Consider the following 13,389-nt stretch of genomic DNA (forward strand, 5'->3'; position numbering starts at 1 on the left):
TTAATTCAAAAAATATGTACTACTACGGAAGAGATAGAAGACGACGCAATAAAAGAAAGTTAAGAATAGCATTAATTTCTCTGTGTGTAATTGGCGCTATTGCCAGTTCTTATTTTTTACTTTTCCGTTTGCGTGACACTCATGACGTTGTCGCGGTTGACCCTATAGAAAACAGTCTTGCGGCCCGCAAAATATTATCTCAAAAGGATCAAACCTCTGAGCAAATTAGTGGCAACGAAAGAAGTGCAGCTCTTGCAAATGACGCTACTACCCAAGACCAAAAAGTGCTCCCGCAAAAGAGACGAAAGACGATATGCTGGCTGTTGCTAAAGAGCCTCAAATACAAAAAGCAGTGGTGCCTGTAAAAACCGAAAGAGCTTCACCGCAGACAGATTATAAAGTAATTTCCGTAGCACATTTTTATAATGAGCCTGATGAACAGACAAGAAGAAAGGCCTTCATTAATTACTGGAATAATTCCTACGCATCCATTAGACCACTTGATGAGACAGATGGTTTCATTTACGTCGTATTCAAAAACCATTTGGGACAAACCACAAAAGGCTGGTTGCGAAAAAAAGACTTAAAAAGAGTAAAAGGAGCATACGAAAATACCAAGGAGTAGGCCTTTCAGAGAACGCAAAACTCATTAAGAAAAATACAAGTCGGCTTCAGCTTTTCTCCGGCGTGTTAATCCTGCCAGTGCTACCAGTTGTTTTGTTTTAGGATCTCTTGCTTTGTTCCACTTCATAAACTCATCACGAATAGTGGGATCGTTTCTGTTTGCTTTCACTTTTTTAAGTAATGTACTTCCTGCCAATGCACCACAACCAACGTTATAAGCAAAGCAACTAAGGCTATCTATTTGATTTTGATTTAAGGGAACGCCTTTGATCATTTCTGTGATGCTGCAAACCTTTTGATTTACTCCATGGAAGAGTAATTCTTCAGCTCGCTCCTGAGAAATAACGTCGCCTATTTTTACTTTAGCCCCATTTTCATAGCAAATAGTTCCGTAGCCGATAGTTGGTATTTTAATGGGGTCGAGGTAAGCTTTCAAGCATAATCCCTCAAATTGTTTAATTAGCTCAATTCCGTTTTTAGTTACAATTGATGCCGGGCGGGTAGGCATTGTAGGAGTTACTGAAGTTGCCATAAAGTATGAATTAGTATTTCATAAAAAGAATGCTTTAAGATAAAATTGAAAATCGAAAAGTCATAATGCATAAAAGGAAATTTTGAAAGGGGCAGGGCTTTTTCTAAAGTCAACTATTTGCGTTGTTTCTATTTACAATCTTATCCTGAACGAAGGATTTCAAAACAGCCCCGAATGGTAATGCTTTGCTTTTCAACCTCATAATTCTATATTTATATCAAATTTTATTATGAAAAATATTTTCACTTTTCTGTTAGTAGGTCTCTCGTTTTCAGCAGTGGCACAAAAACATAAACTTGTTAAGCTATGGGAAACTGACACCATCATTGCAGTTCCTGAATCTGTTTTACCGGTTGGGAACATGTTGTACGTGGCCTTGATAGATGGGGATCCCTGGGGTGTCGATGGCAAAGGTGGAATTGCAAAAATCCAAACGAATGGCAAAGTCATCAATCGCTATTGGGTACACGGACTTAACGCGCCAAAAGGAATGGCAAAAGTTGGAAACCGGCTGTACGTAGCAGACATAGCTGAGGTAGCAGTGATAGACATTGCTAGTGGAAAGATCACAAAAAGAATTAAAGTTGATGGAGCTGAGGGCCTTAACGACGTAACGGTCTCAGGCAACGGAGTACTGTATGTTTCAGATTCAAAAAAGGCGACCGTTTGGAAAATTGAAAACGATAAGCCCGTGCTTTACCTCGAAAACATGCAGGGGGTAAACGGCTTAAGGGCGGTAAAGAATGACTTGTATATAGCGTCAGGAAAATCGTTTGTAAAGGCGGATATGAACAAGAAAGTTACACCCGTTGCAACCCTACCTGAAGGTGGCGACGGAGTGGAACCAATTGGCAACGGAGACTTTATAGCCACTGCCTGGGGAGGTTGGATTTATTATGTTTCAGCAGACGGTAAGGTAGAAACGATGTTGGATACAAGCCCACAAAAAAAGAATACTGCCGATATAGGCTATGATGCAGCCAAAAAAATCATTTACGTTCCAACGTTCTTTGGAAAGACTGTATCTGCTTATAGGTTGCAGTAGAGTTTTGCTCTCAACTCACATATTTATGCTATTCAGGTTTTATGGTTAATTATCATCCAAACTAATAACCGCTCATACTAGAAAAAGCAACGTTTATACCAGTAGTTTATTAAGGCAATTCGCATTTTTATGCGATTGCCAAGTCTCTTTTCGATAAATAGTTTTGTCATCATTAATGCAATTCGTAATCAACAAAAAAAGCATCATGATACAAAAACTAACAATGCAAAAAATCTTAATCGCCGGCTTCATTCTTTGTGTGCCCTTTAGTAATTATGCTCAGTTCGGAAACATTTTAGATCGCGCTAAATCAAAAGTCAATTCCAGGATAAACAACAAAACTGACCAGGCCATTGATAAAACGCTTGACCAGGTCGAAGGCAAGAACACGACTCCAGCAAAGGAATCTAAACAAAGTACTTCCCAAGCAACAGGTGCCTCAGGTGAAAAAGAGGAAACAGTTGAAAAAGCTACTCTAACAAGCTACTCTAAATTTGATTTTGTTCCTGGCGACAAAATTATTTATACGGAAGATTTTGCGCAAGACGCAATTGGCGAACTGCCTACAAATTGGAATGCCAGTGGAAAAGGAGAAGTGATGACGGTTGAGGGTAAGCAAGGGAAGTGGCTGCGCCTGTTTCAAAACAATACTTATTTAAGTGGTAATACTAAACCTTTCGGTGAGAATTATACTATCGAGTTCGACATGATTTATTATTATAAGCCCAAGCAAGGCGGCTATTCTTTACCTGACGTCACCTTCGGCTTTTTCTCCAGCGGAACTGCAGACAATGGAGATAATAAATTTTTAAAGAACTATGAAAGCATTAACTCCGTAACAACAAGTATTAACGCTTATGGAAGCGGTGGTGCAAGACTGGAGAGTAACAAAAATGGCGGGCAGGTTTTTTTAAGTGATCGCGTTACTTTAAATGATTATTCTAAAGATTTTAATAAACCGTTACATTATTCTATTCATGTACAAAAACAGCGTCTACGTCTTTGGGTGAATGAAGCAAAAATCTTTGATGTTCCAAAGGCGATTAATACAAGCGACGTTATGAATCAACTTGTTTTCCACCTCGAAGGATCAAATTACAAGGACGAGGAGATAGGTGTATTTCTAAAAAATATTAAAGTAGCTACAGGCTTGCCCGATACAAGGCATAAACTAATTGAAGAAGGTAAGTTTAGTACAAGCGGAATTTTGTTTGACGTAAACAGTGCAGTGATTAAGCAGGAATCTTATGGTGTGATTAAAGAGATAGCAAGCGTGCTGAAGGAAAATCCTACAGTAAAAATAAAGGTAGTCGGTCACACAAGTAACGATGGAGATGCTGCTGCAAACATGGAGCTTTCGAAACAAAGAGCTGCCGCGGTAAAAGATTTAATTGTAAAAGAATACGGCATCGATGCAGCCAACATTTCAACTGATGGAAAGGGAATAACGCAACCAATAGCAGATAATAAAACCAAAGAAGGCAAAGCACAGAACAGGAGAGTGGAATTTATAAAGATTTAAAGGTTTAATAAACAGCAACCAAAACAAACAAACTTAAGGCAGTTCCTGGGTGATTTCAGGGGCTGCTTTTTTATTATGTTCCAACTGTTTCTCTGGCTAAGCCAAATATTGATTTTTCTCTTTTTGATTAAAAAAATCTTCAAACTACCGATAATTCTAGTGGTATAACAATTGAGAGTTGAACTGATATTACCTCAATTTTAGTAAAAAAATTATGGATAGCCAAATGTATCAAAGCAAGGATGACAAGTTTATTCCAATGACATCAATATCGAGTGGTAAAGTAAGGGAGGCAAGGAGCGATGTCTCATATTATACCAATCAAATTGTCAATGTTATTTTTATTGGATCGGCTGAAGGGTGGGTTTTGGTAGATGCAGGGATGCCAAAGTGTGGAGAAGAAATTCGCCTGGTTGCGGAGGATATATTTGGAGCAAACGCGAAACCGGCTGCTATTATTCTTACCCATGGCCACTTTGACCATGTTGGTGGAATTGTTCATCTAATTGAACATTGGAATGTGCCTGTCTATGCTCATCCACTTGAATTTCCATTTTTAACTGGTCAGCAAAGTTATCCTGAACCTGATACTTCTGTGGAAGGAGGAATGCTTGCTAAAATATCTTCCATCTATCCCAATGAACCGATTGATATAACACCTGCACTTCGAGAGCTTCCTGCTGACGGCTCTATTCCTCATTTGCAAGACTGGCGATGGATACACACTCCAGGTCATTCACCCGGACAAGTGGCGTTATTCAGAGAAAGCGATGCAACCCTTATTTCTGCTGATGCCTTTATAACCGTTAAGCAGGACTCAATGTATAAGGTACTTGTGCAAAAGAAAGAAGTGTGTGGACCTCCTGTATACCTAACCACTGATTGGCGGGCTGCGTATGAATCAGTACAAAAGCTGGCGGCACTTAATCCGCAGCTTGTTGTTCCCGGGCATGGTACGGCTATGGACGGCGCAGAGCTAACCGAAGGCTTGAGAAGGTTAGTAAATGAGTTTGAAACGGTAGCCGTTCCAGAGCACGGGAAGTTTGTGGATAAGGAAAGTTAGAAGCTGGAAGGAAAGTAAGAGAGAGTTGCATGCAGATGTGCAAGAATTAAGGCTCGCTGGATAATAATTGAGTTCACTTGCCTTAATATAACTAACAATTGTTAGTGGAAAAGCATGCGCACCAATTCAATAAAGATTCTCGAAACATCCTTATTTGAGTAAAAAGCATGCGGCTTAGATATTTTATACTGTATCTAAATTCTACGAAGTATGGTACTCTCAATTGCCCTTATATTAATGTTTGTCTCTGGTGTCTCTATGATATTTTACTTCAACAACTTAGCAACAAGAAATAGCAGGGAGTCGATATATCCGTCTCGGGAAAGTGTCTCCGCTTCATCAACTAAGTTTTTAAGCCAGGAATAAATAATAAGAAAGCCGTCTACATTTCAATGAGACGGCTTTCGCATAAAATTTTATTTTTTACTACTGTTTAATAAGCTTTCCTGTTTTTACAATTTTGTCTGTAATTAGTTGAATGTAGTAAACACCTTTTTGTAAGCCTGCTACATCAATGTATTGCTGGTAGACGTTTGCGCCTCCTGCTATATTCTGTTGGTATACCTGTTTACCGCCGGCATCTATAATTCTTAAGGAAACATTTTTTGCTCCACCAGGCTCAACCGTAACATTTAATTGTTGTTTTACTGGATTTGGCGAGAAAGTAAATTGCACTGCGCTTCCCTGCAGACGAACGAGCAGCACTTTAGAAGGCACCTGTGATCCATCCCTATCTACTAACGTTAATCTATAATACAGTAAAGGACTGCTTAGAGTTGAAGACTGGCGATCAGAATAACTATAATCCTGCTTAATAGTACTGTTGCCGGTTGCATTAACGTGTCCTATATCAGTAAACTTGTTTCCATCTGCACTTCTCTCAATTATGAAATGACTGCTATTTATCTCATTAGTAGTTGACCAGTGAAGGTTAACCAAATTTGAACTTTCTACAGTTGCAGCAAAATTTAGCAGAGTTATTGGCAACACCGTAACCGTTGCGTCAATTTTAAACAAGTCAGTTCTACCGGCTACATCACCATTCGTTCCATTAAAGTATAACTGGTTATTGAAGACAAACATGTACCGGGGGTTGGAGCCGGGAGTACCAGTATTTACGTCAAACACTCTTGTTGTTCCAGGATCTGTTCCGTTAGATATCCAAGGCTCATACCCTGAACCGTTGTTGGCGCTAAAATATAAACCGGAGGTTGTGTACAGATAGCTTACGACACTGTCAGCTACTCCGGTAGGCGCGCCGGTATTGATATCCTTTACCATAGTGGTGCCTTGCGAAGTTCCATCAGTGATCCAAAGCTCTTTACCGTTTGTTCCATTATTAGCAGAGAAGAATACCTTACCATTATACAGCGTGCTACCATAGATGTTGCCAGATGAAAAATCATAATTTTTGTAGACAAAAGGATTTGCGTTAGCAGAACCCGGATTAATCTCTTTCAATAGTTGCGTTCCGGTTTCGGTGCCGTCAGAATACCACAGTTCACTTCCGTTGGCAGCAGTTGTTGCCTGGAAAATAAACCTGTTATTCATTACAACGGCATTAAACACAAAAGGAACAGAACTGGCCTCACCACCACCCGGATTTATATCCTTTACCAGCGTTGTACCCGCTGTAGTACCGTCTGTAACCCACAGCTCGTTTCCTGTATTTGCATAATCGGTACCATTGAAATAAATTTTGCCATTAAAAGGAAAAAAGAAAACTGGAAAAAATCCTGAAAAAGTTCCGAAGTCTTTAATAAGAGTAGTGCCGGCTGAAGTACCGTCAGATCTCCATAACTGACTAGTAGAGGTTAAAAATTCTCCTGCGGTAACACTAAAAATAAAAATATTTCCTAGATTGATAAATTGGCCGAATTGTGTTGATGTAGCTACACTTGGAGTGGTGGTAATATCTTTAACCATGGTAGTACCGGCAGGCGTTCCATCGGTTCGCCATAACTCCTCGCCGTTTGTTCCATTATTAGCTACAAAATAAAGAATACCATTTGCAACGTGAAAGTTAGTGGTCGGAATGCTTAACCCACTGCCTGCATTAGGGTTGATATCTTTCAGCATTACGGTTCCGGCTGCTGTTCCATTGCTTACCCATAGTTCGCGGCCATTTACTCCATTGTCTGCTGTAAAAAATAAAGTGTTGTTGTAGGTGAAGAAATTTGCGGGGATAGAATTCGTGGTAACTGTGTTTATGTCTTTTAAAAGGGTTGTTCCACCAGAAGTGCCATCTGTAACCCAAAGCTCCTGGCCGTTTGCGGAATTAGCCCCAGAGAAAAAGAATTTTCCATTAAAAATCTGACCTCCTCCGGTATCTACGTACGACACGGAATTAGTAAGTTTTACCGTACCTGCTGGTGTACCATTAGTAACCCACAGGGAGTCTTCTTCTGAAATTAATAAGGCTTTGTCATTTAGTACAAATCCTGTAGTCAGGTTTGTATTGTTTGATAGTAAGGTTACTTGTGAAAAAGATTTTTCAAAACAAAAAATAAATAGTGCAACAAGAAGAGTTTGTAATGTTGATTTCATATCCAGTGTTTTTTTAAATTATAAAAATTCATAAGATCAAAATACAAAAGGCTTTAAAAGTTTGCAAGACCCCCAATTATTTATTATTTAAAAAACAGAAAATTATTCTTTTTTTCTTTAAACCTAAAATTGTACTGGCGGAAGGCGTAAAATGCGTTTTCATATTCTAATAAACGATGGGCAGAAGGCGCTTTGTTTACGTATCCACAACCTTTCCACCGCACGCGACCATGATTTCGGTTTCATTGCCTTTTGAACTATGTTCGCAGTTAGAAGAGGTTTTAAATAGTAAGTTTTAAGTAGTAACTACAGATTGTACTACTGGAATTTATTTTAAAAATGTAGAAATTGAGATTAAAGTCATTAGAAATAAAGGGTTTTAAAAGCTTTGCCGACAAAACGGTGCTGAACTTTGATGAAGGTATTACCGGCATCATTGGACCGAATGGTTGCGGCAAGAGCAATATTATTGATAGCATTCGTTGGGTGATTGGCGAGCAGAAGATTAGTGCTTTACGTAGTGAGAATTTGGAAGCGTTGGTTTTTAATGGCAGCCGCACGCGTAGCGCCAGTGGACTAGCAGAAGTGAGCCTGACTTTTGAGAATACAAAGAACCTGTTGCCAACGGAGTTTAGTACCGTAACCGTTACAAGAAAATTTTATAAGAACGGGGAGAGTGAATACCGCCTTAATGATGTTAGCTGTCGCATGAAGGATATCCATAACCTGTTTATGGATACAGGTGTAAGCACCGACAGTTATGCCATTATAGAACTTGGAATGGTGGATGATATTATTCGCGATAAGGAAAATAGTCGTCGGCGTATGCTGGAGCAGGCTGCCGGAATTACCATTTACAAAACACGTAAAAAAGAGGCAAAGGCAAAGCTGGATGCAACCGAAGGAGATCTAAATCGTATCGAAGACTTGTTATTCGAAATCAATAACCAGTTAAAGACCCTGGAGAATCAGGCCAAAAAAGCTGAGAAGTACTACGAAATTAAGAAGGATTATAAAGAGATCTCTGTAGAATTGGCGAAGGCCTCGTTGGAAGGTTTCAACGATACTTATAGAGATTTGCATGAGAAGCAAGAGAGTGAGACAGATAAGAAAATCCGCCTTGAAGCAGAAATTGCTACCGAGGAAGCACTTATCGAGCAGGAGAAAGTAGGCTTCATTGAAAAGGAAAGGGCGTTGCAAAGTATGCAGCATGAGTTCAACGACCTCGTGCAGAAATTAAGAACGCATGAGAATGAAAAGAAGCTTGCTACACAAAAATTGCAACATTTAAAGGAGAAGGAGGGAAGCATTAAGGCCTTTCTGGATAGGGCGGAAGGTCAGTTGAGCGGAATCAATGAATCAATTGAGTTTACTACGCTCCAGTTGGGCGAGGAAGAAGGAAAGTTGGGCAATCTACAGCTGCAGTTGGATGAGATGAAAATGGATGTAGCTGCTAAGCGCCAGGTGTTCGACGACAAACGCGGTACTGTTGACCAACTTCGCCGCCAGTTCCAGGATATTCAACGTAAGCAGTTCGATGCAGAAAAAAAGGTAGCAGTAGCTGATGCGTCTATTCAAAATCTTCAAAGAGCTTTAACCCAGTTGCAGGATGAAAGGCAACAGCGCGAAAGCCAATTAAAACAATTGGAGGAACAGCGGGTAGACAAAGAGCAGGAATTGGAGGATAAAAGGGTAGAACTACGCGAGTTACAAGAGCAACACGAAGCCACTAAGCAACGCATACTGGAGACTCAGCAGAAAATGGAAGGTTTGCGTAACCGCTTAGCGGAAGAGAGCCGTAAGCTGGATAGCAAACGTAATGAACATGCTTTGCTGAAAAGTTTAATCGATAGCATGGAAGGCTACCCGGAAAGTGTAAAATTTCTCCATAAGAATAAAAACTGGAATCATACAGCGCCCATCTTATCTGATACTATTTATGTAAAGGAAGAATATCGCGCCGCGGTTGAAAATGTGCTGGAGCCTTACCTGAACTATTACGTAGTCAACGACCTTGAGGAAGGTATGCAGGCAGTTCATTTGCTGGACGCTAATCAGAAAGGGAAAGCAAATTTTTTCTTGCTTGACAGAATCAACAATTACAAAAAGACGGAAGAACATCAGCCGGCAAATACAATTAAGGCACTTGAAGTAATCGAGGTTGATGAAAAATATCGCCGGCTCGCAGAATACCTTCTTTGCAATGTCTATATAGCAGACGATGAAGCTGCAATGCTAGACAGCGATGGGGGAGTAGTGCTTGAAAAACATGGTAAGTTCGTAAAGGGCAAATTTTCTTTGACTGGTGGAAGTGTAGGTTTATTTGAAGGGAAAAAAATCGGCCGTGCAAAAAACCTGGAAAAACTCTTTAGTCAAATCGAAGCGCAGGAAACAGTTGTAAACAGCATCAAAGCAGAGATACAGGCGCGACATGACGAGGTTATTGCATTTAACGACCAACTGAAAGAAAACGTTATCAGGCAAACACAGCAGGAAATCAATAACCTGACGAACCAGGTTTTCGCCTTGCAAAATAAGCTGGAGAACCTGGTATCAATGCAAAGCAATAGTCAGAAAAGGTTTGACGAGCTTGAAGGAAACCTGGAAGCCAACCAAGACTCGATTGCAGATGTACGGGAAGAATTGCTTGGTTTGAATGAACAGCTGCAGGCTGCTTCAGACAACATGAAAATGCAGGAGCAGGATTATAAACTGGCCGAGCAGGATTACAATGAGGTTAACAGGTTGTTCAACGAAAACAATCTGCAACTGACTCGTCAGCAAAGCAAGATCTCGGCTTTGAAGACCGAGCTAAACTTCAAGCGAAACCAGTTAAACGATTTGACTCAGCAAATTGAAAATAACAAGGTCCAGCTCAAGCAGGCAACAGAGACCATCGTTGAAAACGAGGCTTCCCTGAATGACAACGATGAATTTCTCGTCAATTTGATGAGAATGAAAGATGAAGAAGAAAAGAAGTTGAATGATGCTGACCAGGAATATTACAACATCCGAAACACTTTACAAGCGAAGGAAAGCGAGTTACGTCAGAAGGTAAAAAGCAAGGAGCTGATCGATCACATACTGACCGAGATAAAAGACAAACTGAACGAGCTAAAACTGCAGTTGGCAGGGATGAAGGAAAGGCTGAGTGTAGAGTTTAAGATTAACCTTGACGAAATTTTAGACCAGGCTCGAAATACCGATACTCCTGTTGCAGACTTGCAGGCCGCCTCGGACAGGATGAAGAAACGTCTTGAAAATATGGGTGAAGTGAACCCTACAGCGATTGAGGCTTATACCGAAATGAAAAAGCGGTACGACTTCATTGTCGAACAGAAGAATGACCTGGTGGATGCGAAGGAGAGCCTGATGCAGACAATACAGGAGGTAGAGACAACAGCCAACCAAAAGTTTCTTGATACTTTTAACCAGGTACGGGAACATTTTCAAAAAGTGTTTAAAACATTGTTTACTGAAGAGGACCAGGGAGACCTTATATTGGTGGATCCGACAAACCTGGCAGAAAGCGGAATTGATATTATCGCGAAACCTAAGGGAAAACGTCCAAGCAGTATTGGTCAGTTAAGCGGTGGAGAAAAAACTTTAACGGCGACAGCATTATTATTTTCGATATACTTGATTAAACCCGCGCCTTTCTGTATCTTAGACGAAGTAGATGCTCCGTTAGATGATGCGAACGTTGGAAAGTTTACAAAAATGATCCAACAGTTCAGTGAGAATAGCCAGTTTATTATTGTTACGCACAATAAGCAAACAATGAGTACGGTAGATGTGATTTACGGTGTTACTATGCAAGAGCCCGGTGTAAGCAAACTAGTACCGGTTGATTTTAGAGGGCTGGCAGACACGCCTCCTTCAGCCAAAAAGGTAGCAATCGGATAAAAAAGGTTTTTGTTTTTCTTTTGTAATAGATAGTGTAGTAAGAGCCGCTTTTGCGGTTCTTGCTGTTTTAGGCTGTTTCTTATTTCGTTCTTTTGGAACATTACTACAAACACTCCTAATTTTTCTACCTGTAACTTTGCTTCATGTCATTAAGTTACAGTAAGAGAGCACAATTGGTGGAGTGTCCGCGAGATGCAATGCAAGGTTGGAAGACATTTATTCCAACACAAACAAAAATTACTTATCTAAACAATTTACTTAAAGTAGGTTTTGATACCCTTGACTGCGGAAGTTTTGTGTCAGCTAAGGCAATTCCGCAAATGGCCGATACAAAGGATGTCATCGGTCAACTATCGTTAGAGGGGACTAAAACAAAACTGCTTGTTATTGTCGCAAATGTTCGGGGAGCCGAAGAAGCAACTCAATTCGACCAAATCAGTTATTTGGGTTTCCCGTTGTCCATTTCTCCAACCTTCCAAAAAAGAAATACAAACAGCAGTATCGAAGAGAGTCTTGTTACTTTAGACAAAATTCAGAATCTATGTTTAAAAAGTCGAAAGGAGCTTGTGTTGTACTTAAGTATGGGTTTTGGAAATCCGTACGGCGATGAATATACCGAAGAGACTGTATTGCACTGGGCTGACGAAATGGTTAAAAAAAATATTAAAATTATTTCCCTTGCCGACACTATCGGCATAGCAACTCCCGATCAAATTAATTTTGCACTTGCCACTTTGATTGCAGCTTATCCTCAGGCAGAGTTTGGAGTACATCTCCACTCAACTGCTATCAATTGGCGAGAGAAACTTGAGGCAGCAGTGGAAGCAGGCTGTAAAAGATTTGACGGTGCATTGAAGGGAATTGGCGGTTGCCCGATGGCGACAAATGACTTGATAGGCAACATGAACACCGAATGGATGATCAGGTACTTTAAAGAGATGAATATAATGAGCACGATAGACGAGGAAGCGTTGGCGAACTCTTTGAAATTAGCGGAACAAATTTTTATATAGCATTCTATATTCCACTAATATAACTCGCTAAAACTCGGCTGAGGTTTGAAGTGTTTTGCGATCTTTTTTTCAGTTTGACATAATATGAACTTCATTTTCAAATTTTCAATCAACTAATTCAAATTTGCAGTATGAAACTCATGTTAGATGTAGAAATTAAATCTCCTGCCAGGAAGATAACTTACGCCGATAAGATTTTTTTGATTGGCTCGTGTTTCACCGAACATATTGGGCGCAGGTTGGAGGAGCTGAAGTTTTCCATGATACAAAACCCTAACGGAATTTTATTTGACCCCGTAAGCGTAAGCAAAAGTCTAAACTCCTATATTGATCTTAAAAAATACAAGCAAGCTGATCTTTTTTATCTGAATGAATTATGGCAAAGCTGGAACCATCATTCGGTCTTTTCGGGGATGGATGCTAACAATGTGTTGCTGAATATTAATCTCTCTCAACGAAAAGCCCACGACGAATTAAAGAAAGCCACCTGGCTCATCATAACGTTGGGTTCATCTTTTTCTTACCAACTGACGGAAGATAATCAGCCGGTTGCAAATTGCCACCGCGCCCCAGGCCAGTGGTTTAATAAGCACATGCTTACTACAGAAGAGACGGTGTCAGTACTTGAAGAAAGTATACAAAAGCTTTTGGATTTTAACCCGACTTTGCAAATCATTTTTACTATTAGCCCCGTCCGCCATATTCGTGATGGGGTGGTGGAAAATAATCGCAGTAAGGCGAGATTGATTGAGGCAGTTCATCAACTTGTCGATAAGTATGAACATTCTCATTACTTTCCATCTTATGAGCTAGTCATTGATGTCTTGCGTGATTATCGTTTTTATGACATCGATTTGGTTCATCCCAATTATGCTGCCACAGAGTTTGTCTTCGAAAAGTTTGAACAGAGCTTTATAGATCCCAACACAAGGAACTATATGGAGGAAATCAAAAAGATATCAAACGGGTATCGTCACAAACCGTTTCAACCGCAGACGCAGTCGCATTTATCTTTCCTGAAAAGTAGTTTCGAAAAAGTAAGGCAGTTGCAGGAAAAGCTACCTGAGTTAGATTTTTCCAAGGAGCTAACCTATTTTTCCAAGAGAAATTTGTAGGGAAAGGGTGTGTTTCCAGCTT

The 13,389-nt window shown here is 40.1% G+C and carries 9 protein-coding genes; 7 read left to right on the top strand and 2 right to left on the bottom strand.

Features of this window, described 5'->3' with window-relative positions:
* The first annotated feature begins 313 nt into the window (after positions 1 to 313).
* Positions 314 to 625, top strand: coding sequence for a hypothetical protein (locus SAE01_RS17720; RefSeq protein WP_147205132.1), 312 nt, complete (start codon positions 314 to 316; stop codon positions 623 to 625).
* Between the two features lie 24 nt (positions 626 to 649).
* Here the strand turns inward: SAE01_RS17720 and SAE01_RS17725 are convergent, their stop codons facing one another.
* Positions 650 to 1,156 (bottom strand): lysozyme, encoded by a 507-nt coding sequence (locus SAE01_RS17725; protein WP_218029185.1) that lies wholly within the window; start codon positions 1,154 to 1,156, stop codon positions 650 to 652.
* Between the two features lie 229 nt (positions 1,157 to 1,385).
* Here SAE01_RS17725 and SAE01_RS17730 point away from each other — a divergent pair, with 229 nt between their 5' ends.
* From SAE01_RS17730 to SAE01_RS17740, 3 genes are all read left to right on the top strand, one after another.
* Positions 1,386 to 2,201 (top strand): NHL repeat-containing protein, encoded by an 816-nt coding sequence (locus tag SAE01_RS17730; RefSeq protein ID WP_147205133.1) that lies wholly within the window; start codon positions 1,386 to 1,388, stop codon positions 2,199 to 2,201.
* 205 nt (positions 2,202 to 2,406) lie between these two features.
* Positions 2,407 to 3,723, top strand: a complete 1,317-nt coding sequence (locus SAE01_RS17735; RefSeq protein ID WP_170234197.1) for an OmpA family protein — start codon at positions 2,407 to 2,409, stop codon at positions 3,721 to 3,723.
* A 214-nt stretch (positions 3,724 to 3,937) separates the two neighbouring features.
* Entirely contained in the window at positions 3,938 to 4,786 is an 849-nt protein-coding gene (locus SAE01_RS17740; RefSeq protein ID WP_147205135.1) for an MBL fold metallo-hydrolase, read from the top strand.
* Between the two features lie 426 nt (positions 4,787 to 5,212).
* Here SAE01_RS17740 and SAE01_RS17745 read toward each other — a convergent pair whose 3' ends face one another.
* Positions 5,213 to 7,333 (bottom strand): ELWxxDGT repeat protein, encoded by a 2,121-nt coding sequence (locus tag SAE01_RS17745; protein WP_147205136.1) that lies wholly within the window; start codon positions 7,331 to 7,333, stop codon positions 5,213 to 5,215.
* Positions 7,334 to 7,681: 348 nt separating this feature from the next.
* Here SAE01_RS17745 and smc point away from each other — a divergent pair, with 348 nt between their 5' ends.
* The 3 genes from smc to SAE01_RS17760 all read left to right on the top strand — a co-directional run bounded on the left by smc (position 7,682) and on the right by SAE01_RS17760 (position 13,367).
* On the top strand, positions 7,682 to 11,239 hold the full coding sequence (gene smc / locus SAE01_RS17750; protein ID WP_147205137.1) for a chromosome segregation protein SMC: 3,558 nt from the start codon (positions 7,682 to 7,684) through the stop codon (positions 11,237 to 11,239).
* A gap of 143 nt (positions 11,240 to 11,382) precedes the next feature.
* The gene (locus SAE01_RS17755; RefSeq protein WP_147205138.1) at positions 11,383 to 12,252 is read left to right on the top strand and encodes a hydroxymethylglutaryl-CoA lyase-like TIM-barrel protein; all 870 of its coding nucleotides are present in this window, start codon (positions 11,383 to 11,385) and stop codon (positions 12,250 to 12,252) included.
* 131 nt (positions 12,253 to 12,383) lie between these two features.
* The gene (locus SAE01_RS17760) at positions 12,384 to 13,367 is read left to right on the top strand and encodes a GSCFA domain-containing protein (protein ID WP_147205139.1); all 984 of its coding nucleotides are present in this window, start codon (positions 12,384 to 12,386) and stop codon (positions 13,365 to 13,367) included.
* Positions 13,368 to 13,389: the final 22 nt, after the last annotated feature.

The organism is Segetibacter aerophilus, assembly GCF_007991655.1.
Classification (GTDB): domain Bacteria; phylum Bacteroidota; class Bacteroidia; order Chitinophagales; family Chitinophagaceae; genus Segetibacter; species Segetibacter aerophilus.

What these genes read in the sequence shown, in the direction of transcription:
- SAE01_RS17720 (WP_147205132.1), top strand. Translation starts at nt 314, where the DNA reads ATGCTGGCTGTTGCTAAAGAGCCTCAAATACAAAAAGCAGTGGTGCCT.
- SAE01_RS17725 (WP_218029185.1), bottom strand. Translation starts at nt 1,156, where the DNA reads ATGGCAACTTCAGTAACTCCTACAATGCCTACCCGCCCGGCATCAATT.
- SAE01_RS17730 (WP_147205133.1), top strand. Translation starts at nt 1,386, where the DNA reads ATGAAAAATATTTTCACTTTTCTGTTAGTAGGTCTCTCGTTTTCAGCA.
- SAE01_RS17735 (WP_170234197.1), top strand. Translation starts at nt 2,407, where the DNA reads ATGATACAAAAACTAACAATGCAAAAAATCTTAATCGCCGGCTTCATT.
- SAE01_RS17740 (WP_147205135.1), top strand. Translation starts at nt 3,938, where the DNA reads ATGGATAGCCAAATGTATCAAAGCAAGGATGACAAGTTTATTCCAATG.
- SAE01_RS17745 (WP_147205136.1), bottom strand. Translation starts at nt 7,333, where the DNA reads ATGAAATCAACATTACAAACTCTTCTTGTTGCACTATTTATTTTTTGT.
- SAE01_RS17755 (WP_147205138.1), top strand. Translation starts at nt 11,383, where the DNA reads ATGTCATTAAGTTACAGTAAGAGAGCACAATTGGTGGAGTGTCCGCGA.
- SAE01_RS17760 (WP_147205139.1), top strand. Translation starts at nt 12,384, where the DNA reads ATGAAACTCATGTTAGATGTAGAAATTAAATCTCCTGCCAGGAAGATA.